The organism is Rhizobiaceae bacterium (assembly GCA_023953845.1).
Lineage (GTDB): Bacteria > Pseudomonadota > Alphaproteobacteria > Rhizobiales > Rhizobiaceae > Arvimicrobium.
Genome location: JAMLJC010000001.1, coordinates 172,968 through 195,399 on the forward strand (window position 1 = coordinate 172,968; position 22,432 = coordinate 195,399).

The following is a 22,432-nucleotide window of genomic DNA, read 5'->3' on the forward strand; positions in this document are numbered from 1 at the left end:
GCCGCAGAATTTTGAGACATGTCGCTCAGCACGGCCCTCAACATCGCGCAATCGGCGCTTCTGGCGACTTCCCGCCAGACGAGCGTCGTATCGCAGAATGTCACCAGTGCGCGCGACCCCGACTATTCGCGCCGGATCGCCCATGCCACAAGCACGGCGCCCGGCGCGCGCGTCGTCCAGATCCAGCGCGCCGCCAACGAGATGCTGTTCCGCCAGAATCTGGTGGCCATCTCCGGACGCGAGGGACAGAACGCCGTCTACAACGGCATGGAACGGCTCGGCACGGCGGTGAACGGCGCCGACGGCAACCTTGCCCCCACGGTGGCGCTCACCGAATTGCAGAAGGCGCTGGACACCTACGCCGCCACGCCATCCAATCGCAATCTCGCGGAAAACGCGATAAATGCCGCGCGCGAGGTGGTGCGCTCGCTGAACAGCGGCGCCAACGCGATCCAGAGCTTTCGTGCCGAGACCGACGTCGAAATCGCCAACGGCGTATCCGAACTGAACGATCTTCTCGCGACCTTCGAGACGGTCAACAAGGAGATCATTTCCGGCACGCGCAGCGGCAAGGACGTCTCCTCCGCTCTCGACCAGCGTGACGGCATCCTGAAGAAGATATCAGAATATATTCCTATATCGACATTCACCCGTTCCGACAACGACATGGTGATCATGGCCGGCAACGGCTCCACCCTGTTCGAGACCATACCGCGCCAGGTGACGTTCGAGCCCAACGGCACCTATGCGCCCGGCATGGACGGCAATGCGATCCTCATCGACGGCGTGCCGGTGATCGGCGGTTCGGGCGGCAACACGAGCGCGAACGGCAAGCTGGCGGGTCTCGTCCAGCTCCGGGACGACATCTCCGTCAAGATGCAGGCGCAGTTGGACGAGGTCGCGCGCGGGCTCATCAACGCCTTCGCGGAAAGCGACGCCTCGCCGGTTCCCACGCTGCCGGATGCTCCCGGCCTGTTCACATGGTCCGGTGCGCCCACCATGCCGGCCGCGGGCACGCTGATCGACGGATTGTCGAGCACCATCCGCATTAATCCGGCCATGGATTCGACGCTCGGCGGCAATCCCGAGCGGCTGCGCGATGGCGGCGCCAATGGCGCGGCCTATATGGCCAACACCGGCAGCGACGCGTCCTTCTCGACGCTCATCACCAGATATGTCGACCGCCTCGACCAGCCGATCGCCTTCGACGTCGATGCCGGCAACGGAACGAGCGCCAGCATCGCCGCCTATGCGGCGGACTCCGTCGGCTGGTTCGAATCCATCAGGCAGGACGCTTCCAACGCAGCGGAGACGAAGCAGGCGCTCGCCGTCCGCACCGAGGAAGCGCTGTCCAACGACACCGGCGTCAATGTCGACACCGAACTCGCGCTGCTTCTCGATCTGGAGAACGCCTACGAGGCTTCCGCGCGCATCATGAAGGCGGTGGATGACATGCTGGCGGCACTGATGGCTGCGGTGAACTGAGCATGAAGACCTCCTTCGTCTCCACCTCCTCCGTCTCGCAGGCGCTGCGCTATCAGCTCATGCGCATGCAATCCCAGCTTGTCGGCGCCAACAAGGAGATGCAGAACGGCGTCGTGGCCGATCGCGGCCTGGCGCTCGGCGCGCGCACGACCCAGTCGATCTCGCTCAACCGCGACATGGAACGCGTCAACGGCATCATCGACCAGAACGGCCTCGTCGCCTCTCGCCTGACCGCGACGCAGAACGCATTGAAGCAGATCGAGGAAAAGGCGCAGACCCTGCTTTCGACGTTGACCGCAGGCATCAACGGAGAGGCGACGCAGGCCGTCACGCTGGTGGACGCGAAAGGCACATTGTCGTCCCTCACCTCCATCGCGAACACGACGCTGAACGGCGAGCACATCTTCGCCGGCATCAATACCGACGTGAAGCCGCTCGACGACTACACCGCCGCCGGTTCGCCGGCGAAAGCCGCGTTCGACGCGAGTTTCCAGTCGTTCTTCGGTTTCACGCAATCCGATCCGGCGGCCGCCAACATCACGGCGGCACAGATGACCAGCTTCATCGACACGGTGGTCGTGCCCGACTTCATGGGTGCCGGCTGGGACGCCAACTGGTCGCAGGCGAGCGACCAGACGATCACCAGCCGCATCGCGCTGAACGAGACCCTGAACACTTCGGTCAACGCCAAGGATGACAGCTTCCGCAAGCTCGCTATGGCCGCGACCGCCGTCTATGAGATGCTTTCGTCTCCCACCATGAGCACCGCCGCCAAGACGGCGGTGACGGAGCGCGCGCATTCCATGGTCGGCGAGGCCATCGCCGATCTCGCCACGCTGCAGTCCGAGATCGGCGTCATCCAGCAGCGCGTCAGCAAGGCGACCGAAAGGCTGCAGACGCAGTCGGACCTCCTGGAGAGGACGATCGGCAAGATGGAGGCCGTGGACCCCTACGAGGCGCAGACGAAGGTCAGCATGCTGATGGAGCAGATCGAGTTGTCCTACGCACTCACCGCGCGGCTGCAGAAACTCAGCCTGTCGAAATTCCTCTAGAAGGCACTTGGGATATGTATCAGTTTTCATATGCCGACGTTCAAACGGACTCGATAGCCGACGCGCGCGATCGCGAGCGCCAGTTGCTGTCACGTTCCATCGATCTGCTCGCCGAGGCGCGCACCGCCGGCGTCGATTCGATGCAGGCGATCGAGGCGCTTTATTTCACCAACCGCGTCTGGACGTCGCTGATCGAGGATCTCGGCAGCCCGGATAACGCGCTGCCCAAGGAATTGCGGGCTAACCTGATCTCGATCGGCCTGTGGCTTATGCGCGAGGCGGAGGACATCCGCCAGGGGCGCTCGAACAATTTCGACGGCCTCATCGAGGTATCCCAGATCATCCGCGACGGTATTCAATGAAAAGCGCCTTCAAGATTTCGCTAAAACCCGGCGAGAAGATCTACATCAACGGCGCGGTCGTCCGGGTCGAGCGCAAGACGACTTTGGAGTTCCTGAACGACGTGAACTTCCTTCTGGAAAGCCATGTGCTCCAGGTGGACGAGGCGACGACGCCGCTGCGCCAGCTCTATTTCATCGCCCAGATCATGCTGATGAACCCTGCTGGCGCGGATCAGGCGCGCGAAATGTTCCGCAAGTCTCTGTCCATGCTGCTCGCAGGCTTCGAGAGCGCGGAAATCTGCGCCCGGCTCAAGGACATCGACCGACTCGTCTGGGAAGGCGAGGTGTTCGAGGCGCTGCGCGCCATCCGCGCGCTCTATTCCGCCGAAGCCGCCGCGCTGGCGGACGCTTCATTGCGCGACAACCGCGACATCAGCCCTGCCCGGACCTTCGCCCGGGCCGTTGGAGAGTGATATGGCGATTTCCTTCGAAACAAGTCTGCCTACCGGCTACACGCCCGCGACCACGGGCGCGAAGAACTCGGTCGACTATCAGAGCTTCCTGAAGCTACTCATCGCGCAGATGAAGAATCAGGACCCCACCGCGCCGATGGAATCGACGGAGTACGTCGCGCAGATCGCGGCCTTCTCGCAGGTCGAGCAATCCGTCCAGATCAACCAGAAGCTCGACCAGATGCTGCAGGGCTCGTCGCTCTCGCAGGCGACGTCGCTGATCGGCAAGACGGTGACCTCGGCGGACGGAAACACGACCGGCGTCGTCAAGGAAGTGAAGCTGGGTTCCAGCGGCCTCATCGCCGTCACCGACGGCGGCAAGGAAATCCCGATTACCTCCGGCGCCAAGGTAAGCTAAACTCCCGTCATGAACGAGGCCGACGCGCTCGATATCGTCCAGTACGCGATCTGGACCGTGCTGGTCGCGGCCGGCCCGTCGGTCGCGGTCGCCATGATCGTGGGCATCGCCATCGCGCTGGTTCAGGCGCTGACGCAGATCCAGGAAATCACGCTTACCTTCGTGCCGAAGATCGTGGCGATCCTGCTCGTCGTCGCCTTCACCGGCTCCTTTATCGGCGGCCAGCTCGGCGCCTTCTCCAACGTCATCTTCCAGCGCATAGAAAACGGTTTCTGAGCCGCTCCGTTCCGCCTCGCACAAGCTTCAGCGTCTAGCCTCGTCGCGGCAGCACGCATGTGCGCCGCACGGAGCCTTTGCGCATGGCAATCACCGAAACCCTCGCGGCAAAGCCGGTCTCGCCGAAGAACGCGCGAGACATCTTCTTCGCGCTCGGCATCGTCGTCATCCTGGCGGTGCTGTTCCTGCCGATCCCGGCCTTTCTGATCGACATCGGCCTCGCCTTCTCCATCGCGCTTTCCGTGCTGATCCTGATGGTGGCGCTGTGGATTCAGCGGCCGCTCGACTTCTCGGCCTTCCCGACCGTGCTGCTGATCGCCACGATGCTGCGCCTCTCGCTCAACATCGCGACCACGCGCATGATTCTCTCGCACGGCAATGAAGGCACGCATGCCGCGGGCTACGTCATCAGCGGCTTTTCCAAGCTGGTGATGAGCGGCGATTTCGTCATCGGCCTGATCGTCTTCATCATTCTCGTCATCGTCAACTTCATCGTCATCACCAAGGGCGCGACGCGCATCGCCGAGGTCGGCGCGCGCTTCACCCTCGACGCCATTCCCGGCAAGCAGATGTCGATCGACGCCGACCTCTCCGCGGGCATGATCGACGAGAAGACCGCGCAGTTGCGCCGCCGCGAGCTCGAGGAGGAAAGCTCCTTCTTCGGCTCCATGGACGGCGCCTCGAAATTCGTGCGCGGCGACGCCATAGCCGGCCTCATCATCACCGCCATCAACATCATCGGCGGCATCGTCATCGGCTATTTCCGCCACGACATGGACCTCAGCCACGCTGCCGACGTCTTCGTGAAACTCTCCGTCGGCGACGGTCTGGTGACGCAGATTCCAGCCCTCATCGTCTCCCTCGCCGCCGGCCTGCTGGTTTCGAAGGGCGGCACGCGCGGCTCGGCCGACCAGGCGGTGTTCGGGCAGCTCGGCGCGTATCCCCGCGCGCTCTACGTCGCCGCCATGCTGCTTCTCGTCCTCGGCGCGATGCCGGGGCTGCCGATACTCCCCTTCCTCATGCTCGCCGGCGCGATGGCGGCCATCGGCTATATCGTGCCCTTGCAGAAGCGCCGCCAGGAGGCCGAAATCGAGGCCGCAGCCAAGCAGCAGGAACTGTCGAAGCAGGAGGAGGAGCGCGATTCGGTCAAGGAGTCGCTGAAGACCGCCGAGATCGAGCTTCTGATCGGCAAGCAGCTTTCCACCAAGCTGCTCACCTCGCATCAGGAGCTTGCCTTCCGCATGGCCAAGATGCGCAAGAAGTTCGCGCAGCAATATGGCTTCGTGGTGCCGGAAGTCCGCGTCACCGACGACTACACGATTCCGGCGAAAAGCTATCAGATCAAGATCCACGGCACCGTCGTGGCCGAGCATCAGCTGCGCGTCGGCGAGATCATGGTGCTGCTCGGCAATCGCGACCTGCCGGACATTCCCGGCGAGGAGGTTCGCGAACCGGCTTTCGGCATGCGCGCCTACTCGGTGCCGGAAATGTTCGCCGAGGACCTCAAGCGCGAGCAGCTTGCCTTCGCCGACAATATGTCGGTGCTGCTCACCCATCTTTCGGAAGTGATCCGCAACAACCTGCCGCAGCTCCTGTCCTACAAGGACATGAAGGCGCTCATCGACAGGCAGGACCCGGAATACCGCAAGCTGGCGGACGAGATCTGCACGTCGCACATCTCCTATCCCGGCCTGCAGGCGGTGCTGAAGCTGCTCCTGTCCGAGCGCATCTCCATCCGCAACCTGCATCTGATCATCGAGGCCATCGCCGAGATCGCGCCGCATGTCCGCCGCACCGAGCAGATCGTCGAGCATGTGCGCGTGCGCATGGCGCAGCAGATCTGCGGCGATCTCTCGGAGAACGGCGTCCTCAAGGTGCTCCGCCTCGGCAACCGCTGGGATCTCGCCTTCCACCAGAGCCTGAAGCGCGACGCCAAGGGCGAGATCCGCGAGTTCGACATCGATCCGCGCCAGCTCGAGGAATTCGGCCAGGAGGCGACCAAGGCGATCCGCAAGCATCTCGATGCCGGCGAGCGCTTCGTCATCGTCACCGCGCCGGATGCCCGCCCCTATGTGCGCATGATCATCGAGCGCCTGTTCTCGACGATGCCGATCCTCAGCCATGTCGAGATCGCCAAAGGTGTGGAGTTGCGCGTGCTCGGCACCATCTCGTGAACGAGCTTGCGCAGACCGTCGTGATCGCCGCCTTTCTGGCCTTCTGCCGGATCGGCGGCTGCTTCATGATCATGCCGGGCCTGTCGAGCATCCGCCTGCCGCTGCAGATCCGGCTGTTCGTCGCGCTCGCGGCGAGCGGCGCGCTTCTGGTTGCGCTTTGGGACCAGATCGCGCCTTTCGTCGACCGCCGGCCGGCGATCCTGATGCCGATGATCGCGTCGGAACTGCTGATCGGCGGACTGCTCGGCCTGATGGCGCGGTTCTACATGCTGGCGCTCCAGTTCATGGGCTCGGCGATCGCTATGCTGATCGGCTATGGCGGCATGAACGGTCCTGGCATCGAGGACGGCGAACCGGAACCGGCGCTCGGCGCCCTCATCTCCTTCTCGGCGCTGCTCCTGCTCTTCGCCTTCAACTTCCATCATGAAATCGTCCGGGCGCTGGTCGATTCCTATAATGTCGCGCCGGTCAATCTCGCCTTCCGTCCGCAGGCGGCGCTGGTCGACCTGACCGACACGATCTCGGAATCCTTCTTCATCATGCTGCGCATCGGCAGCCCGTTCGTTGCCTACGCGATCCTCGTGAACCTCACCATCGGCTTCATCAACAAGCTGACCCCGCAGATTCCCGTCTACTTCATCTCCCTGCCCTTCGTGATCGCAGGCGGCCTGTTCATCCTCTACTTCTCCATCGGCACGATGCTCAGCCTCGTCGTCGACGGCTTCGTGCCCACCACGATCGGACGGTGACGGATGGCAACCCGGGTCCAGCGCCTGAAAAAACTGCTCGCGGTGCAGGAGCAGCTGAAAGCCCTGCACGAAACCCGGCATGCGGGTCATCTGGCCGAGGCGGCGACAGCGGCCCGCGAGGCGGTGGAGATCGGCGAACGCGCCGATGCGGAAGACTCCCTGTCGAACCTTTTTCCCGACCTCTACAGCCGAAGCATAGCGAACGCCGTTGCGCGCGAGGAACGGAGCCGCGCCCTTGCCTCGGAGGAAATGCGGCAGATCGCCCGGGCGACGGCCCGCACGAACCTTGTCGAGCGCAATTACCGCGACGCGAGGCGGCAGGACGAGCGCGAGAAGGGTGACCGGGAGCGGCTGGAAGCAGTGTCGATCACGCATCGCAAGCCCGGGTAAGGTTGCCACAAGCTTGCCAGCCGATAGTCGGCGGATGATTCCGAGGAACGCGCTTTGGCCATCTCTCCGCCCAGCGACATAGTGCTCGACGTCGCACGCGCCGCAGAGCCCGATGCGGTCGCCAAGGCGCGCGCCGCACTGATGAACCGCCTGCCGGCTGGAATTGCCGCCGTGTTCGATGCCGGCGTCGATGCCGCGCAGACGGTCTCAGCAACCTCCACCACCCCCGGCAGCATTCTGAGCCGCGAGGCGTCTTCAACCTCCATGTCCGACGCGTCGAAGAAATTCGAGGCGATGGTGCTGCAAACCTTCATCTCCGCGATGATGCCGAAAAACGCGGACGGCACCTACGGGCAGGGCATGGCCGGCGAGATGTGGAAGTTGATGATGGCGGAAAAGCTGGCCGACGTCGTCGCCGAAGGCGGCGGCATCGGCATCGCCGACCGGCTGAACAAGGATTTCGAGAAGCGGGGCGACCAGACCGTGCCGGTCTCCGGCGTCACGTCCGACGCGACACTCGCCGAAGGCGGCAAGCCGGCCATGATCGCGACGGCCTTCGTCGACGTGATCCAGCGGCAGCTTGTCAAAGAAATCCGTGGCGACGCCACCTCCAACGATACCGGACTCTTTGAGAACTGATCGGAAGCCGAGCGATGGATTATTCTCCCTACACCGCACAACTCCCGGCCCGTACCGCCACCCCGGAGCCTTCCGCCATGCGGCCGTCGAGCCTTATGGCCATCATCGGCCGCATCGAGGAGGCGGTGGACGAGGAGACGGCGGCGATCCACACCGATCTGGGCTTCGACCTGAAGGCCTCCAACGCCCGCAAGAGCCGGTATCTCTACGAACTCAGCCGCGCCATGAAAGGCGTCAATGCCGGCGATCTGGGCGAGGAACACCGCAACGGCATGCTGCGGCTGCGCCAGAAACTCGCCCGCAACGAGACCGTCATCCGCGCCCATCTCGACGCGGTCGGAGAGGTGGCGTCGCTCATCCAGGCCGCCGTCCAGAAGGTCGAAGCCGACGGCACCTATTCCTCGAGCGAATTCGGCCGCTGATCCATGATCAAATTCATCGCCGCAGCCATGTGGATCTGTGCAGCGACGCTCGGCGCGGCCATCTTCTCCTTCCAGACGAGCCAGGCGCCCTCCGATGCCGGGAAGGCTGAGGTCAAGCCGCTGCTGGGCGGCCTGGACTACGTCAAGACCGACGTCATCGCGGTGCCCGTCGTGCGGGAGGCGAGCGTGATCGGCTATTTTCTGACGAAGCTCGTCTATACCGTCGATCCTGCGATCATGGGCAAGCTGTCCATTCCGGCCGAGAGCCTTATCGTCGATCAGGTCTATTCCTATCTCTACGGCAGCCCCGAGGTGGATTTCACGAAGACGACCGCCCTCGACCTCAACGCTTTTCGCGGACACATCCGCGATGCCATCAATACGCGCATCGGCGAAACGCTCGTCCATGACGTGATGGTGGAGCAGATCGAGTTCATGTCGAAGGACGAAATCCGCGACAATGCGTTGCGCCGCCGCGTCTCCGACATGAAGACGCCGAAGTTCGGCGCCGAGAACAAGAAGAAGGACGCATCGAGCGGCCACTGATCTGTCGTGGCGTTCATATGGAACGAGACGCCGCAGACTTTCTCAATAACGTTGACGTAAACGTCATACCGCTCTAAGTGGCTTGACGAGCGGGCGCTCCAGTCCCGCAATATGCAATCGGCCCCGGGATTATAGAGGACTGTCATGAGCATACAGGATATCGTGGAGAAGATCCGTGGCCGCGTCGAAAGTTCCGGCTTCGATCGGTCGGTGAAGTTCGACACGGGAGCCGATGGCGTCATCGTCATCGACGGCACCACTATTTCCACCACGGACGCGCCGGCCGACTGCACAATCACCCTGTCCCTCGACGATCTGGAATCGATGCTGGCGGGTGAACTGAGCCCGACGGCCGCCTTTATGCAGGGCAAGCTGAAGGTCGAGGGAGACATGTCCATCGCCATGGCGCTCAGCCAGGTGATCTGACGCAGCTCCGCTGACGACGGTCCCGCTCTCTCAAGGAAAGCGAGCCGTCGTCATCGTAGAGAAACCGCGCAGTCATGCTGCGGCCGCGACCTCGTGCCTCGTCACCTTGCGCCCGGTCGCGCGCAGCACGCCTTGCGCACCGTCGAGCGCGCCTTCTTCAAGCTCCAGCGCCAGAAAGCGATGCCGCTCATAAGGGCCGGGCATGGCGAGAGCGCCGGTCTTCTCCGCCGTGAAGCCGAAACGCGCATAATAGGGCGCGTCGCCCACGAGCAGGATCGCCTTGTGGCCGAGACGCCGCGCTTCCTCTATCGCAAGGCGCATCAGCGCACCGCCGATGCCCGCGCCCTTCAGCGACGGGTCGACGGCAAGCGGGCCGAGCAGCAGCGCGGCGCGATCGCCGGCAGCGACGTCCCACAGGCGAACGGTGCCCACCAGCGAACCATCGCTGCCGCGCGCCACCAGCGCCAGCCCTTCGGACGGCTTGCGGCCGCGCCGGAGCTTTTCCGACGACTTGCGCGTGCGACCCGGTCCCATGGCCCGGTCGAGCAGGTTTTCACGCGTGGCGATATCGCCGTCGCTTTCGGCGACAAGGGAAAAGGCGAGCGGCTGGAGTTCGGTGGCAGCATTCACTTCGAAAAATCCTTCACGAGCGGAAGAGGTCTGTTCCACAAGCGAACCCGTGGCCGGCTGAACCACCGGCCACGAGCGGATCTGGCGGCGGCAGAGCCGCCAGATCACGTAGGCCGAGCGGACGAATGTCCGCTCAAATCACGTAGGAACGCAGCGGCTCGAAGCCGTTGAAGGCGACCGCCGAGTAGGTGGTCGTGTAGGCGCCGGTGCCTTCGATCAGCACCTCGTCGCCTATGGTCAGCGACAATGGCAGCGGATACGGCGTCTTCTCGTAGAGCACGTCGGCCGAATCGCAGGTCGGGCCGGCGAGCACGCAGGGCGCCACCGTATCGCCGTCGCGCGGCGTCACGATCGGGTAGCGGATCGCCTCGTCCATCGTCTCAGCGAGGCCGCCGAACTTGCCGATGTCCAGATAGACCCAGCGGACATTGTCGTTGTCGGCCTTCTTCGAGATCAGCACGACTTCCGACTTGATGACGCCCGCATTGCCGACCATGCCGCGGCCCGGCTCGATGATCGTCTCCGGGATGCGGTTGCCGAAATGCTTCGACAGCGCCTCGAAGATCGCCTGGCCGTAGGCCCGCGCCGCCGGCACGTCCTTCAGGTAGCGCGTCGGGAAGCCGCCGCCCATATTGACCATCCTGAGCACGATCCCCTCGTCGGCCAGCGTCTCGAAGACGCGCCTGGCGTCGCCCAGCGCGCGGTCCCACGCCGTCAGGTCGCACTGCTGCGAACCGACGTGGAAGGACACGCCATAGGCGTCGAGGCCCAGCGCATTCGCATGGCGCAGCACGTCGACCGCCATCGCCGGCACGCAGCCGAACTTGCGCGACAGCGGCCATTCGGCGCCCTCGCCGTCGGTCAGCACGCGGCAGAAGACGCGGCTGCCCGGCGCGGCGCGCGCCACCTTCTCCACCTCCTCGACGCAATCCACCGCAAACAGGCGGATGCCGAGCTCGAAGGCGCGCGCGATGTCGCGCTCCTTCTTGATGGTGTTGCCGAAGGAGATACGCTCCGCGGGCGCGCCCGCGTCCATCGCCATCTCGACTTCGGCAACGCTCGCGGTGTCGAAGGACGAGCCCATCGAGGCAAGCAGGCGCAGGATTTCCGGCGCGGGATTTGCCTTCACCGCGTAGTAGATTCTTGAATCGGGCAGCGCCTTCTCGAAGGCGCGATAGTTGTCGCGCACCACGTCTAGGTCGACCACGAGGCAAGGGCCGCTCGGACGTCGGGTGGCGAGGAAATCGATGATGCGCTGGGTGGCGGCCATTGTCGTCTCTCCAGATGCGCCTTTCGGGCGCGCAATAAGGCTCGCGCTCGCATGGCGGCGCGCCATGCGGATGCACGGTGGACAAAGGCGGGACGGAACTTCGTGGCGCCGGCCTGTGGAGAACCCGGAACCACGTCATGCCGTCTCGCGGCGATGGACGTCCGGCCGCCCGGCCGAATGTCCGCTTTGTCTGCCTTGGCTTGGAGGGAGAACCCACCGCACTGCCGGCAATGAAGGTGTGCCTCTTCAGTAACCCCGGTCTATGGACAACCGGCAGACACCAGAAAGGCCCGCACCGTCGTTGCTTCAAGGCGTCCTCGGATCGGCGGTTGGCCGCTGAACCGACCGGGTTCGTTACTCCCCGGGTACCGTCCCGATTCCTCGCCATTTCGAGGTCGGGGGACGCCCACAGGCACGTGCGACTTTGGGCAAGCGCGCATATATGGATGTCGCACGTCACAATCAACGAAAATCGGACCTCGGGTTGAAAAAAATCGGGCAGCGAACGATGCTACCTTCGGCGTGCGCAAAGGCTGAACGATGAACATCACCAAAGATCGCTTCAACGCGTTTCTCGATCTCCCGGAAGCATCTGTTTTCCATGCGCAATCCGGCCCGCTGACAGGGTTGACGCTGGCGGTCAAGGACATCTTCGATGTGGCCGGCTATCCGACCGGTTGCGGCAATCCGCAAAAGCAGGCCGAAGCAGCTCCAGCCGCAGCCACGGCGCCCGCCGTGCAGAAGCTTCTCGACGCCGGCGCGCGATTCGTCGGCAAGACCCAGACGGAGGAACTGGCCTTCTCCATGCTCGGCCAGAACGTGCACTTCCCGCGTCCGGTCAATCCCGCCGCCCCGGGCCGCGTCACGGGCGGCTCGTCCTCCGGCTCGGCCGCGGCGGTAGCCGGCGGATTGGCCGACATCGCCACCGGTTCCGATACCGGCGGCTCCATACGCGCGCCGGCAAGCTTCTGCGGGCTGGTCGGCCTACGCACCACGCACGGCGCCATCTCGCTCGAAGGTACGATGCCGCTGGCGTCCTCCTTCGACACGTTCGGCTGGTTCGCGCGGGATATCGAGATCTACGAGAAAGTAGGCGAAGTGTTGTTGCGCGGTGGGGGTACACTGGACCGCCCGCTTCGCATCGAAGCGCTCGACACCCTCCTCATGGGTCCGGAAGAAGTCGCCGAGTACGCGCGCCTCGCATCGGTCGTCGCGGATGTGCTCGGTCGCGCAAGGGAAACCGCTGCGCCGCCGCAATCGATCGACGCGCTCTACTGGGCCACCCGAAAACTGCAGGCGCTCGAGGCATGGGACGCGCACGGGGCCTGGATCGAGCAGCCGGGCAGAAAGCTGGGTGAGGCAGTGTTCCAGCGCTTCCTCTTCGGCAAGTCGGTCAACGACGAGGACGTGAAGCGCGAATCGGAAATCAGGGCAGCCTTCACCGCGTGGCTTCGCGACCTTCTTGCGGATGACGGCATCCTTGTCATGCCGACGGTGCCCTGCCCGGCACCGGGAAGCGATGCGGGACCGCAGGTATTTTCCGATTTCCGGGAGCAGGCCATTCGTCTCCTGTGCTGGTCAGGCCTTTCCGGCTTCCCGCAGATCACGCTACCGCTCGGCACGGTGGCCGATGCGCCCTTCGGCATCTCGCTGCTCGGCCCTGCCGGCAGCGATCTCGCACTCATCGCGACGGGCAAGGCGATCATGCAGAACGCCGGGAACACCTGACGTGGATACGCTCACCCGCATGCGCGCCTTCATCGATGTGGTCGAGGCGGAAGGCTTTTCCGCCGCCGGCCGCAAGGTCGGCCGATCGAAGGCGCTCCTGTCGAAATATGTGCGCGAGCTGGAGGACGAGCTCGGCGTCCTGCTGCTCAACCGCACCACGCGCCAGTTCTCGCTCACCGAGGCGGGCCACACCTATTACAAACGCGCATCCGAACTCGTCCAGGAAATCGATGGTCTTCAGGAGATCGTCCGCGATACGTCGGGCGACGTGCGGGGCCGGATAAAACTGTCGGCGGCGCGCACCTTCGCCGATGCGCCGATCGGCCAGTCGCTGATCGACTTCGCCAAGGCTCATCCGGACATCGTGCTCGAAATCCATCTTGACGACCGTTTCGTCGATCTCGTCGAGGAGGGCTTCGACCTCGCCATCCGCATCACGCGGTTGGAAAACTCGTCGCTCATCGCGCGCCGGCTCGCCCCCTTCTCCATCCGGATCGTCGCGACGCCGGAACTGCTGGAAAGGCACGGCGTGCCCACCAAGCCGCAGGATCTGGCAAATCTGCCCTGCATCATCGACACAAACGGCCGCTGGCTGTCCAACTGGCAATTCCGCCGCATGAACGGCGACATCTATTCCGTTTCGGTCACTGGACCGCTCGAAGTGAACAGCCCGATGGCGACCCGCGCCGCCGCTCTGGCGAGCCTCGGTTTCTGCATCCTTCCCGATTTCATCGCCGAAGCCGACCTCAAGGCCGGACGCCTGGTCAGTGTGCTGGAAGACAGCCTGCCCACGAATGGCGGGATTTTTGCCATATACCCGCATCGGCGCTATCTTCCGGCGAAGGTGCGCGTTCTGGTGGACTTCCTCGTGCACTGGTTCAAGACGAACGGACGCGTCGACGGCGCAGATGCCGGCGCGTCCTAATTCCGCCGGCTTTGGAGTCTCTATGCCAGTCTGCTTCGGAAAGGCCTGAAAATCGACCATGCGAGCCCAGCCGCGAGGAGCAATCGGGATCGGGGTGCTGCTGGCTGCAAGCGTGGCGGCGACGCCGGCTCACGTACATCCGCATGTATTCGCCGAGGCCCGGCTGGAAGTCGACGTCGATCCTGCCGGCACCGTCACGGCCCTGAAACACGTATGGCGCTTCGACGACGTCTTTTCGAGCACCGTCCTGGTCGAGTTCGACAAGAATTCGGATCTGAAGCTGGACGAGTCGGAATTGCAGGATGTCTCCAGTACCATCTATGACTCTCTGAATGACTTCAACTACTTCCAGGTCGTCACCCTGAACGGCAAGGACGTGGCGATGCAGAGACCGAAGAAGCTGATCGCCGCCTTCGAGAACAACCAGCTCATGGTGCTTTTCCAGTCCCAGCCGAAGCAGCCGTTGAAGCTCGGGGGCAAGGTCGATTTCGGCGTCTACGATCCCACCTTCTATACGGCGATCGATTTTCTCGACGATGACCAGATGGCCGTCAACGGCATGCCGCCAGGCTGCACGCGTGCCGTTATCCGTCCCGATCCGGACGAAGCCATCGCGCAGAATCAGGCGACGCTCACCGAAGAGTTCTTCAACGATCCGAGCGGCACCGACCTCAGCAAGATTTTCGCGACGAGGCTCGAGCTTACCTGCCAGGGCTGATCTCGAGGGGACAATCGATGAACAAGACCTTTGCACGCGCCGTCTTCGGCCTTCTGCTCGTCAGCTATGTTCTCAGCCTGCTGCTGACCCGGGCGCATGCCAGTTCGCTGGGCATCGGCGCCAACGAGGCGGTGCTTCCCTCCACCGGCTACTTTTCCGGGCTGATGAACTGGATCAACACCCAGCAGCAGGGCTTCTACCGCTCGCTGACGGGCGCTCTGAAATCGATGCGCGACGGCGGCGGCGGCTTCTGGGCGCTCGTCGGTCTTTCCTTCGCCTATGGCATCTTCCACGCGGCCGGTCCCGGACATGGCAAGGCTGTCATCTCGTCCTACATGCTGGCGAACGAGGTCGCGCTGCGGCGCGGTGTCATGCTCTCCTTCGTCTCGGCCTTCCTGCAGGCGATCACCGCCGTCGTCATGATGGCTGCCGTGTTCCTGCTGCTGAGAGGCACCGCCGTTTCGATGACGGACGCCACCCGTTTCCTCGAAATCGCCTCCTATGCGCTCATCACGGTGTTCGGCGCATGGCTGCTCTGGAAGAAAGCATGGCCTCGGCTCGCGGGGCTGTTCGGCCGCAACCCCGCCCTCAGCCTGTCGGCGGCGCATGCGCACACCCATCATCACGGCCACCGGCACGATCATGGACACCATCATCACGCGCATGACGAGCATCATGACCACGCGTCATGCTCGCATGATCACGGCCATCATGATGCAGGTCATGCAGGTCATGCGCATGCGGAAACGCCGCAAGGCAACCAGCCAATATCCCTGCGGACGCTCTTCGCATCCCACGACCATCATCACGACGCCGGCGAGGTCTGCTCCACCTGCGGCCACAGCCATGCGCCGGACCCGAAGATGCTCTCGGGCGACCGTTTCGACTGGCGCACGGCGTGGTCGGCGGTCGCCGCCGTCGGCATCCGCCCATGCTCCGGCGCGCTGATCGTGCTGACCTTCGCTTTCCTGAACGGCCTGTGGGTCGGCGGCCTGCTTTCGGTGTTCGCCATGGCCGTCGGCACGGCGATTACCGTATCCGTCCTGGCGACGATCGCCGTCACGGCGAAGAACTGGGCCGTCGCCATGGCAGGCGACGGCCGCGCCGGCAACCGTATCCACGCCGCGATCGAGATCGCAGGCGCCGGCTTCGTCTTCGTCATCGGCCTGCTGCTCCTGACCGCCAGCCTGAACGCCTGACGACGCGCCGGCTATGCGCGCTTTCCGAGTTTCTGGAAGCGCTTGACGAGGCGCTCGCGTTTCAGCTGCGAGAGCCGATGGAGCCAGAAGATGCCGTCGAGCTGATCGATCTCGTGCTGGTGGCAGACGGCCAGCAGACCCTCCGCATCCTCGGTCTCCTCCGATCCATCGAGTTTCCGATAGGTGACGCGCACGCGCGCAGCACGCTCGATCTCCTCGGTCACACCGGGCATGGAAATGCTGCCTTCCGTGTGACGGATCTTCTCATCGGAAGACCAGACGATCACGGGATTCACATAGACCCGCACCGGCTCGGCCGCCGAAAGCTGCAGCACCACCACGCGTTTCGAAACGCCGATATGCGGTCCCGTTATGCCGATGCCAGGTGCTGCCCGCATCGTGTCGAGCAGATCGTCGGCGAGGACGCCCAGCGCATCGTCGAATGCGGTGACAGGCTCCGCGACGATCCGCAGACACGGATCGGGAAACGTCACGATCGGCCGGACTGCCAATTGGCGTGCCCGCCCTTTCAGGCGATCTTGCCGCCCAGTTCGTCCTCGATATGCGCCCTGATGATCTCGTCGAAGCTCGACTCCGCCTTGAAGCCGAGTTCGCGCGCGCGCCTGCTCTCGAAGCGGGTCGGCCAGTTCTTGACGAGCGCCCATACAGCCTCGTCATGCTGATCGCGGATTCGCTTCACCACATCCTCGCCCGCGATGCGGCGCAGCGCCTCGATCTGCTCGCCGACTGTCACCGCCACGCCCGGCATGGTGATGTTCCGGCGCGGTCCCACCCTGGCGCCGTCGATTTCCGCGCCATGGACGAGGAAACCCACCGCCGCGCGCGGGCTGGCATGGGTATGGACGACATCGCGCGGCACCGGCAGCAGCGCCTCCTGCCCGGCGAGCGGCTCGCGGATGATGCCGGAGAAAAAGCCGGAAGCCGCAGCGTTCGGCTTGCCCGGCCGCACGCAGATGGTGGGCAGGCGTATGCCGATGCCGTCGAGGAAGCCTCGGCGCGTGTAGTCCATCAGGACGAGTTCGCTCATCAGCTTCTGCACGCCATAGGACGACAGCGGCGCCTGCTGGAAATCGTCCGGAATGACGTCCGGGAACGGCCCGCCATAGACGGCGATCGAAGAAGAGAAGACGACGCGCGGCGTATAACCTTCGGCGAGGCGGATTGCATCGAACAAAGCCTTCGATCCGTCGAGGTTGACGCGATATCCGAGATCGAAATTAGCTTCCGCTTCGCCTGAGACGACGCCGGCCAAGTGGAAGATCACATCCGGCCGCGAGGCAACCAGCGTGGCCGCTGCGCCCTCGTCGGCCATGTCGCCGGTATGGACCGTCACCTCGACGCCGGCCGCCTCGGGCTTTGGAGCGGGCACGATGTCGTGCAACTCGAGTGCGCTGATCTTCTGTCCGCGCAGGGTTCCGTCCTTCAACAGCCGCGCCGTCAGCTTGCGGCCGATCATGCCGGCCGCACCGGTCATCAGAATACGCATGTCAACCTCCCTTTCTGCTACGCCCGCGCAGCCAGAACACTAGAAAGAAAGCCGCCACGAAAGCGATCGCTATGGCGCCTGCGGCGATGGTGGAATAAGCGCCGACAGCCAGCATGATCTTCGGCATCAGGAACGCGACGATTCCGAATCCGAAGAAGATGATCGCGGCCGCGATAACGGCGTTGCGGTTGCTGCTGTCCACGCGGATCAAGACCTTTTACAGCGAGAAGCCGCCGTCGACGTTGATGACGGTGCCGGTCGTGAACGCGGCCTCGTCGGACGCCAGATAGACGACGACAGGCGCGATTTCGATGGCGTCGCCGACACGGCCCATGGGCTGGCGCTGGACGAACATCTCCATTGCCTTGTCCTTGCTGCCCCATTCCTTGCCGAGCGTCTCGACGCGGTGCTCCCAGGAGGGCGACTTGAAGGTGCCGGGGGCGATGGCGTTGCAGCGGACGCCGTCGCGGATGTAGTCGGCCGCGACGGCCTTGGTCAGGCCGATGACCGCCGCCTTGCTGGCGCCGTACGCGTAGCGGTTGGGAATGCCGCGGATCGAGGACGCACCGGAAGCAACATTGACGATGGAAGAGGTCTTGCCGCCGGCCTTGGCGCGCGCCAGCATGCCGGGCAGGAAGGCCTTGATGGTGCGATGCATCGACTTGACGTTGAGATCGAACGAGAAGTCCCAGTCCTTGTCGGTCGTGGTCAGCACGGTGCCGTGATGCACGTAGCCGGCGACGTTGACCAGTATGTCGATCTCGCCGACTTTCGCCGCATAGGCTTCCACTGCCCTGGTGGAAAGCACGTCGAGCTTCGCCTTCTTGGCGCGCGCGAGACCGTCGAGCTTGTCGCGCTGGATATCCGAAGCGTAGACGGTCGCGCCCTCGGCCACGAACAGTTCCGCGATCGCACGGCCGATGCCCTGCCCCGCCGCCGTGACGACGGCAATCTTTCCCTTCAACCTTCCAGCCATGTTACTCCCTCTCGGAAAGCTTGGATTGCGTGTGTCAGTGAAGATGTTCCGGCCGCGCATCGGCGCACTGCCCGTATTCGGGCTCGACCGTCGCATGCGAGATGCCGTGGCGGGTCGCCAGCCGCGCCTTGATGGCGGCCACCGCTCCCTGCGGGCTCGTCCCCTCGGCCAGACGCGCATGGAGCGTCGCCATGCTGCTCGATCCATCGATCGACCAGACATGCACGTGATGGACCTCCCGCACGCCGGTGATCGAGCTTTCGAGATCGGCCACGATCTCGTCGCGGTCGAGATGGGCCGGCGCGCCTTCGAGAAGCACGTGAGCAGCCTCCTTCATCAGCCGCCATGCAGTCGACAGGATGAGCACGGCGACAAGCACCGAAAGGATCGGATCGATCGGCGTCCAGCCGGTGGCGAGGATGACCAGCGCGGCCGCGATCGCCGCGGCCGAACCCAGCATGTCGCCCATCACATGCAGCAGGGCGCCGCGCATGTTGAGGCTGGTGCGGTCGCCCCCATGCAGCACCGCGAACCCTGCGATATTGACGAGCAATCCGGCCACCGCCACGACCAGCATCGGACCTGCGAGCACCGGAGGCGGCGCCATGAAACGCACGACGGCCTCGTAGCAGATCCAGACCGCCACGGCGAAGATGGTGATGCCGTTCGTATAGGCGACCAGCGTCTTCACGCGGCCGAAGCCGTAGCTCATCCGCTTCGTCGCCGGACGGTCGCCGAGGCGGAACGCATACCAGGCGAGCCACAGCGCGATCGAATCGGTCAGCATGTGGCCGGCATCAGCCACCAGCGCCAGTGAGCCGGTGATCCAGCCCCCGAGCGCCTCGGCGATCATGAAGCCGCCGGTCAGGGTCGCGGCGATGAGCACGCGCCTGCGGTCTGTGTTCTCGTGGACATGGGCACCGGAGCCATGACTGTGCCCTGCATGCGAGTGGCCCGCGCCCGGTTTCTCGTGGACGTGGCCGTGGTCGTGACCGTCATCGTGACCGTGATGATGTCCGCCGTGCGAATGCGCCATGCTGTCCACTCTGTCGCGCTTGAGCATCTACCGCGCCTGAACGCGAAACTCCTCAAGGCGGCGCTTCTGGTTTCCGTCCGCATCGAAATTGGCCGGATCGAGCCAGTCCATATAGGCTTGGCGCAACAAAGGCCACTCCTTATCGATGATCGAATACCAAGCCGTATCGCGATTCTCGCCCTTGACGACCATGTGCTGCCGGAAGATGCCCTCGAACTGGAAGCCGAAGCGTTCGGCGGCCCTTTTCGACGGTTCGTTGCGATTGTTGCATTTCCACTCATAGCGACGGTAGCCGAGGTCTTCGAAAACATATCTGGCGAACAGGAACTGCGCCTCGGTCGCCGCCGGGCGCCGCGAGACCAGGGGACCCCAGTAGATGTTGCCGATCTCGATCACCCCAAAGGCCGGGTCGATGCGCATCAGCGTCTGGCGGCCCGCGATTCTGCCACTCGCCTTGTCGATCACCGCGAAGAACAGCGGGTCCTGGCTCGCGCTCGACTTTTCCAGCCAGGCATCGAAAGCGGCGCGATCGTCCGGCGCGTTTTCGAACAGCCATCGGAACCGCTGACCGGCATCGGCGACGGTGGCGGCTTCGTAGAGTCCGTCGCCATGCTGCGCCGCGAGCGGTTCGAGACGGACATAGCGCCCTTCAAGGACAACCCGTTCGGGACGCGGGCGCGGTTGCCAGTTCTTAAGATCGTCAGTCATCGGAAATTCGCCTAACCATTTGACAAAAGCCACGCAAGGCTCACAAAAACGCGTTCAACGCAAAAGAACCAGATGGGTAGGGAAAATGCTCCAAACAGTGCCGGCCTTCGATCGACTCGGCGAGGAGAACGCCTTCGCGGTTCTGGCGCGCGCGACGGCGCTTGCGGCCGAAGGCAGGGACATCGTCAACCTCGGCATCGGCCAGCCCGACTTCAAGACGCCGCCCCACATCGTCGAGGCGGCGATCAAGGCCCTGCGCGACGGCCATCACGGCTACACGCCGGCCACCGGCCTCCTCGCCACGCGCGAGGCCGTCGTACGCCGGACGCTGGCGCTCACCGGCGTCGAGGTGTCGCCGGAGAACGTGATGATCCTGCCCGGCGGCAAGCCGACCATGTATGCCGCCATCATCATGTTCGGCGAGCCCGGCGCGGAAATCCTCTATCCCGATCCCGGATTTCCAATCTACCGCTCGATGATCGAGTTCACCGGGGCCAAACCCGTCCCGATCCCGATCCGTGAGGAGAACGGCTTCGCCTTTTCGGCCGAGGAGACGCTGGCGCTTATCACGCCGAAGACACGGCTCATCATCCTGAATTCTCCCGCAAACCCGACCGGCGGCGTGACGCCGCGCATCGAGATCGAAAAGCTCGTGAAGGGCCTCGGGAAGCATCCCGACGTCGCCATCATGTCGGACGAGATCTACGACGTGATGACCTATGACGGCGAAAAGCACGTCTCGCTGCTGACCTTCCCCGAGATCCGCGACCGGTTGATCGTGCTCAACGGATGGTCCAAGACCTGGGCGATGACCGGCTGGCGCATGGGCTGGTCGATCTGGCCGAACACTGCGTCGAGCAACCATCTCTACGACAAGGTGCGCAAGCTGGCCGTGAACTGCTGGTCCTGCGTCAACGCGCCGAGCCAGTTCGCCGGCATCGCCGCGATCGACGGACCGCAGGACGAGGTGGAGGCCATGATGAAGGCTTTCGACCGCCGCAGGAAAGTGGTGGTCGAAGGATTGAACAAGCTGCCCGGCGTATCCTGCATCACGCCGAAGGGCGCGTTCTATGCGTTTCCGAATGTCGCCCAGACGGGCTGGAAGGCAAAGCAACTCGCCTCGGCCCTGCTGGACAGGGCTGGCGTCGCGCTCATCGGCGGCCCCGACTTCGGCATTCTCGGCGAGGGCTACATCCGGCTATCATACGCCAATTCGGAGGAGAACATCCTCAGGGCGCTCGACCGGATGGGCGATTTCCTGCAGAGCGAAAAGGCGCCGCAGGCCGCCTGAGCGCGGCCCGTCGGGGCGGGTTTACCCCCGCCCCACGAACGGCATCTTGGTCGCCATCACGTTCATGAACAGCACGTTCGTGTCGAGCGGCATGTTCGCCATGTGCAGCACGGAATCGGCGACACGCTGCACATCGATGGTCGGCTCGACCGCGATCGTGCCATTGGCCTGCGGCACGCCCAGCGTCATCGCATGCGCCATTTCGGTGAGCGCGTTGCCGATGTCGATCTGGCCGCAGGCGATGTCGAACGGCCTGCCGTCGAGCGCCAGCGATTTGGTGAGACCGGTTATGGCGTGCTTTGTCGCCGTATAGGGAGCCGAGCCGGGGCGCGGCGCATAGGCCGAGACCGAGCCGTTGTTGATGATGCGGCCACCTTGCGGTTTCTGCGCGCGCATCACGCGGAAAGCCGCCCGGGCGCAATAGAACGAGCCGTTGAGATTGGCGGCAACCGTGTTCTCCCACGCCTCGACCGGGATTTCGTCCGGGGTCGATGCCTTGAACCCGGTGCCGGCATTGTTGAAGAGCAGATCCACCCGGCCGAAGGCTTCGACCACTTTGTCGAACATCGCTTCGACCTCGGGCGATTTCGACACGTCGCAGGAGATCGCCAGCGCCTTTCCGGAAGCCTCGCCTGCCGCCTTTACGGCCTCATCGAGCGCCGCCTGCCGCCGTCCCACGAAGACGGTGTTCCAGCCGTTTCTGAGAAGCGTCGCCGCCGTGGCCTTGCCGACCCCGCTGCCGGCTCCCGTGACGATCGCTGTCTTGCCGTTTCCCATCAACAGATCCCTCCGATATGCGTGGGATGGCATTGCAGATGGCAGGGCGGAAGGCAAGACCGGGAACAAAGAGGGCGGTCCGTTGGGGCCGCCCTGAATGGGATCGCTTGGGAGGAGAAAAGCTGATCCGAATAAATTTAGGATGCGCTTGATGCGTTAAAAAAGGGTTAACGCGAAACAGAAGCGACCACCCGTTCAGTGCCGCTCAAGAAAGGGCTTGGCATTGCATATACCGCCGATGTCCAGTCGTCCGCGAAGATAAGCAAAGCGCGAAATTCGACTTCTTGCCCGGCGATT

Annotated in this window: 26 protein-coding genes and 1 pseudogene; 18 read left to right on the forward strand and 9 right to left on the reverse strand. The window is 64.0% G+C overall.

The window, feature by feature from the left end; all coding sequences use genetic code 11:
* Positions 1-18: 18 nt before the first annotated feature.
* From flgK to M9955_00960, 13 genes and pseudogenes are all read left to right on the forward strand, one after another.
* Entirely contained in the window at positions 19-1,485 is a 1,467-nt protein-coding gene (gene flgK, locus M9955_00900) for a flagellar hook-associated protein FlgK (GenBank protein ID MCO5080194.1), read from the forward strand.
* A gap of 2 nt (positions 1,486-1,487) precedes the next feature.
* The gene (locus M9955_00905; GenBank protein MCO5080195.1) at positions 1,488-2,537 is read left to right on the forward strand and encodes a flagellar hook-associated family protein; all 1,050 of its coding nucleotides are present in this window, start codon (positions 1,488-1,490) and stop codon (positions 2,535-2,537) included.
* A 14-nt stretch (positions 2,538-2,551) separates the two neighbouring features.
* Entirely contained in the window at positions 2,552-2,899 is a 348-nt protein-coding gene (flaF, locus tag M9955_00910) for a flagellar biosynthesis regulator FlaF (protein MCO5080196.1), read from the forward strand.
* A pseudogene (gene flbT / locus M9955_00915) lies at positions 2,896-3,258 on the forward strand (flagellar biosynthesis repressor FlbT). The gene flaF and the pseudogene flbT overlap by 4 nt, the downstream one beginning before the upstream one ends.
* Positions 3,259-3,352: 94 nt before the next feature.
* A complete protein-coding gene (gene flgD / locus M9955_00920; GenBank protein MCO5080197.1) occupies positions 3,353-3,748 on the forward strand; it encodes a flagellar hook assembly protein FlgD in 396 nt (131 codons plus the stop codon).
* Between the two features lie 9 nt (positions 3,749-3,757).
* A complete protein-coding gene (gene fliQ, locus M9955_00925; protein ID MCO5080198.1) occupies positions 3,758-4,024 on the forward strand; it encodes a flagellar biosynthetic protein FliQ in 267 nt (88 codons plus the stop codon).
* An 83-nt stretch (positions 4,025-4,107) separates the two neighbouring features.
* Positions 4,108-6,198: a flagellar biosynthesis protein FlhA gene (gene flhA, locus M9955_00930; protein MCO5080199.1), complete on the forward strand. Its 2,091-nt coding sequence runs from the start codon at positions 4,108-4,110 to the stop codon at positions 6,196-6,198.
* Entirely contained in the window at positions 6,195-6,947 is a 753-nt protein-coding gene (fliR, locus tag M9955_00935; GenBank protein ID MCO5080200.1) for a flagellar type III secretion system protein FliR, read from the forward strand. The genes flhA and fliR overlap by 4 nt, the downstream gene beginning before the upstream one ends.
* A gap of 3 nt (positions 6,948-6,950) precedes the next feature.
* Positions 6,951-7,337: a hypothetical protein gene (locus tag M9955_00940; GenBank protein MCO5080201.1), complete on the forward strand. Its 387-nt coding sequence runs from the start codon at positions 6,951-6,953 to the stop codon at positions 7,335-7,337.
* Between the two features lie 54 nt (positions 7,338-7,391).
* On the forward strand, positions 7,392-7,976 hold the full coding sequence (locus M9955_00945) for a flagellar biosynthesis protein FlgJ (GenBank protein ID MCO5080202.1): 585 nt from the start codon (positions 7,392-7,394) through the stop codon (positions 7,974-7,976).
* A 14-nt stretch (positions 7,977-7,990) separates the two neighbouring features.
* A complete protein-coding gene (locus M9955_00950; GenBank protein ID MCO5080203.1) occupies positions 7,991-8,398 on the forward strand; it encodes a hypothetical protein in 408 nt (135 codons plus the stop codon).
* Between the two features lie 3 nt (positions 8,399-8,401).
* Positions 8,402-8,944, forward strand: a complete 543-nt coding sequence (locus M9955_00955; GenBank protein MCO5080204.1) for a hypothetical protein — start codon at positions 8,402-8,404, stop codon at positions 8,942-8,944.
* Positions 8,945-9,088: 144 nt separating this feature from the next.
* Positions 9,089-9,370: an SCP2 sterol-binding domain-containing protein gene (locus M9955_00960; GenBank protein ID MCO5080205.1), complete on the forward strand. Its 282-nt coding sequence runs from the start codon at positions 9,089-9,091 to the stop codon at positions 9,368-9,370.
* A 72-nt stretch (positions 9,371-9,442) separates the two neighbouring features.
* Here M9955_00960 and M9955_00965 read toward each other — a convergent pair whose 3' ends face one another.
* Positions 9,443-10,000: an N-acetyltransferase gene (locus M9955_00965; GenBank protein MCO5080206.1), complete on the reverse strand. Its 558-nt coding sequence runs from the start codon at positions 9,998-10,000 to the stop codon at positions 9,443-9,445.
* 133 nt (positions 10,001-10,133) lie between these two features.
* A complete protein-coding gene (gene odc2 / locus M9955_00970; protein ID MCO5080207.1) occupies positions 10,134-11,270 on the reverse strand; it encodes an ornithine/lysine decarboxylase in 1,137 nt (378 codons plus the stop codon).
* A gap of 540 nt (positions 11,271-11,810) precedes the next feature.
* Between odc2 and M9955_00975 the strand changes: the two genes are divergently transcribed.
* From M9955_00975 to M9955_00990, 4 genes are read left to right on the forward strand one after another with little or no spacing between them, the layout of a single operon-like run.
* The gene (locus tag M9955_00975) at positions 11,811-12,998 is read left to right on the forward strand and encodes an amidase (GenBank protein MCO5080208.1); all 1,188 of its coding nucleotides are present in this window, start codon (positions 11,811-11,813) and stop codon (positions 12,996-12,998) included.
* A 1-nt stretch (position 12,999) separates the two neighbouring features.
* Positions 13,000-13,923, forward strand: coding sequence for a LysR family transcriptional regulator (locus M9955_00980; protein MCO5080209.1), 924 nt, complete (start codon positions 13,000-13,002; stop codon positions 13,921-13,923).
* Between the two features lie 58 nt (positions 13,924-13,981).
* Positions 13,982-14,641, forward strand: a complete 660-nt coding sequence (locus M9955_00985; GenBank protein ID MCO5080210.1) for a DUF1007 family protein — start codon at positions 13,982-13,984, stop codon at positions 14,639-14,641.
* Between the two features lie 17 nt (positions 14,642-14,658).
* A complete protein-coding gene (locus M9955_00990) occupies positions 14,659-15,840 on the forward strand; it encodes a nickel/cobalt transporter (protein ID MCO5080211.1) in 1,182 nt (393 codons plus the stop codon).
* Positions 15,841-15,851: 11 nt separating this feature from the next.
* Here M9955_00990 and M9955_00995 read toward each other — a convergent pair whose 3' ends face one another.
* The 6 genes from M9955_00995 to M9955_01020 are packed head-to-tail and all read right to left on the reverse strand — an operon-like array spanning position 15,852 to position 20,067.
* Positions 15,852-16,352, reverse strand: a complete 501-nt coding sequence (locus M9955_00995) for a peptide deformylase (protein MCO5080212.1) — start codon at positions 16,350-16,352, stop codon at positions 15,852-15,854.
* 17 nt (positions 16,353-16,369) lie between these two features.
* A complete protein-coding gene (locus M9955_01000; GenBank protein ID MCO5080213.1) occupies positions 16,370-17,347 on the reverse strand; it encodes an SDR family oxidoreductase in 978 nt (325 codons plus the stop codon).
* Position 17,348: 1 nt separating this feature from the next.
* Positions 17,349-17,549, reverse strand: coding sequence for a hypothetical protein (locus tag M9955_01005; GenBank protein ID MCO5080214.1), 201 nt, complete (start codon positions 17,547-17,549; stop codon positions 17,349-17,351).
* A gap of 15 nt (positions 17,550-17,564) precedes the next feature.
* Positions 17,565-18,323, reverse strand: a complete 759-nt coding sequence (locus tag M9955_01010; protein ID MCO5080215.1) for an SDR family oxidoreductase — start codon at positions 18,321-18,323, stop codon at positions 17,565-17,567.
* A gap of 34 nt (positions 18,324-18,357) precedes the next feature.
* Positions 18,358-19,386 (reverse strand): cation diffusion facilitator family transporter, encoded by a 1,029-nt coding sequence (locus M9955_01015; protein ID MCO5080216.1) that lies wholly within the window; start codon positions 19,384-19,386, stop codon positions 18,358-18,360.
* A complete protein-coding gene (locus M9955_01020; GenBank protein ID MCO5080217.1) occupies positions 19,387-20,067 on the reverse strand; it encodes a GNAT family N-acetyltransferase in 681 nt (226 codons plus the stop codon).
* An 85-nt stretch (positions 20,068-20,152) separates the two neighbouring features.
* Here M9955_01020 and M9955_01025 point away from each other — a divergent pair, with 85 nt between their 5' ends.
* Positions 20,153-21,358, forward strand: coding sequence for a pyridoxal phosphate-dependent aminotransferase (locus tag M9955_01025; GenBank protein ID MCO5080218.1), 1,206 nt, complete (start codon positions 20,153-20,155; stop codon positions 21,356-21,358).
* Between the two features lie 21 nt (positions 21,359-21,379).
* Here M9955_01025 and M9955_01030 read toward each other — a convergent pair whose 3' ends face one another.
* Positions 21,380-22,135: an SDR family oxidoreductase gene (locus M9955_01030; GenBank protein ID MCO5080219.1), complete on the reverse strand. Its 756-nt coding sequence runs from the start codon at positions 22,133-22,135 to the stop codon at positions 21,380-21,382.
* Positions 22,136-22,432 lie beyond the last annotated feature (297 nt).

What these genes read in the sequence shown, in the direction of transcription:
- flgK (MCO5080194.1), top strand. Translation starts at nt 19, where the DNA reads ATGTCGCTCAGCACGGCCCTCAACATCGCGCAATCGGCGCTTCTGGCG.
- M9955_00905 (MCO5080195.1), top strand. Translation starts at nt 1,488, where the DNA reads ATGAAGACCTCCTTCGTCTCCACCTCCTCCGTCTCGCAGGCGCTGCGC.
- flaF (MCO5080196.1), top strand. Translation starts at nt 2,552, where the DNA reads ATGTATCAGTTTTCATATGCCGACGTTCAAACGGACTCGATAGCCGAC.
- flgD (MCO5080197.1), top strand. Translation starts at nt 3,353, where the DNA reads ATGGCGATTTCCTTCGAAACAAGTCTGCCTACCGGCTACACGCCCGCG.
- fliQ (MCO5080198.1), top strand. Translation starts at nt 3,758, where the DNA reads ATGAACGAGGCCGACGCGCTCGATATCGTCCAGTACGCGATCTGGACC.
- flhA (MCO5080199.1), top strand. Translation starts at nt 4,108, where the DNA reads ATGGCAATCACCGAAACCCTCGCGGCAAAGCCGGTCTCGCCGAAGAAC.
- M9955_00940 (MCO5080201.1), top strand. Translation starts at nt 6,951, where the DNA reads ATGGCAACCCGGGTCCAGCGCCTGAAAAAACTGCTCGCGGTGCAGGAG.
- M9955_00950 (MCO5080203.1), top strand. Translation starts at nt 7,991, where the DNA reads ATGGATTATTCTCCCTACACCGCACAACTCCCGGCCCGTACCGCCACC.
- M9955_00955 (MCO5080204.1), top strand. Translation starts at nt 8,402, where the DNA reads ATGATCAAATTCATCGCCGCAGCCATGTGGATCTGTGCAGCGACGCTC.
- M9955_00960 (MCO5080205.1), top strand. Translation starts at nt 9,089, where the DNA reads ATGAGCATACAGGATATCGTGGAGAAGATCCGTGGCCGCGTCGAAAGT.
- odc2 (MCO5080207.1), bottom strand. Translation starts at nt 11,270, where the DNA reads ATGGCCGCCACCCAGCGCATCATCGATTTCCTCGCCACCCGACGTCCG.
- M9955_00975 (MCO5080208.1), top strand. Translation starts at nt 11,811, where the DNA reads ATGAACATCACCAAAGATCGCTTCAACGCGTTTCTCGATCTCCCGGAA.
- M9955_00985 (MCO5080210.1), top strand. Translation starts at nt 13,982, where the DNA reads ATGCGAGCCCAGCCGCGAGGAGCAATCGGGATCGGGGTGCTGCTGGCT.
- M9955_00990 (MCO5080211.1), top strand. Translation starts at nt 14,659, where the DNA reads ATGAACAAGACCTTTGCACGCGCCGTCTTCGGCCTTCTGCTCGTCAGC.
- M9955_01000 (MCO5080213.1), bottom strand. Translation starts at nt 17,347, where the DNA reads ATGCGTATTCTGATGACCGGTGCGGCCGGCATGATCGGCCGCAAGCTG.
- M9955_01010 (MCO5080215.1), bottom strand. Translation starts at nt 18,323, where the DNA reads ATGGCTGGAAGGTTGAAGGGAAAGATTGCCGTCGTCACGGCGGCGGGG.
- M9955_01015 (MCO5080216.1), bottom strand. Translation starts at nt 19,386, where the DNA reads ATGCTCAAGCGCGACAGAGTGGACAGCATGGCGCATTCGCACGGCGGA.
- M9955_01020 (MCO5080217.1), bottom strand. Translation starts at nt 20,067, where the DNA reads ATGACTGACGATCTTAAGAACTGGCAACCGCGCCCGCGTCCCGAACGG.
- M9955_01025 (MCO5080218.1), top strand. Translation starts at nt 20,153, where the DNA reads ATGCTCCAAACAGTGCCGGCCTTCGATCGACTCGGCGAGGAGAACGCC.
- M9955_01030 (MCO5080219.1), bottom strand. Translation starts at nt 22,135, where the DNA reads ATGGGAAACGGCAAGACAGCGATCGTCACGGGAGCCGGCAGCGGGGTC.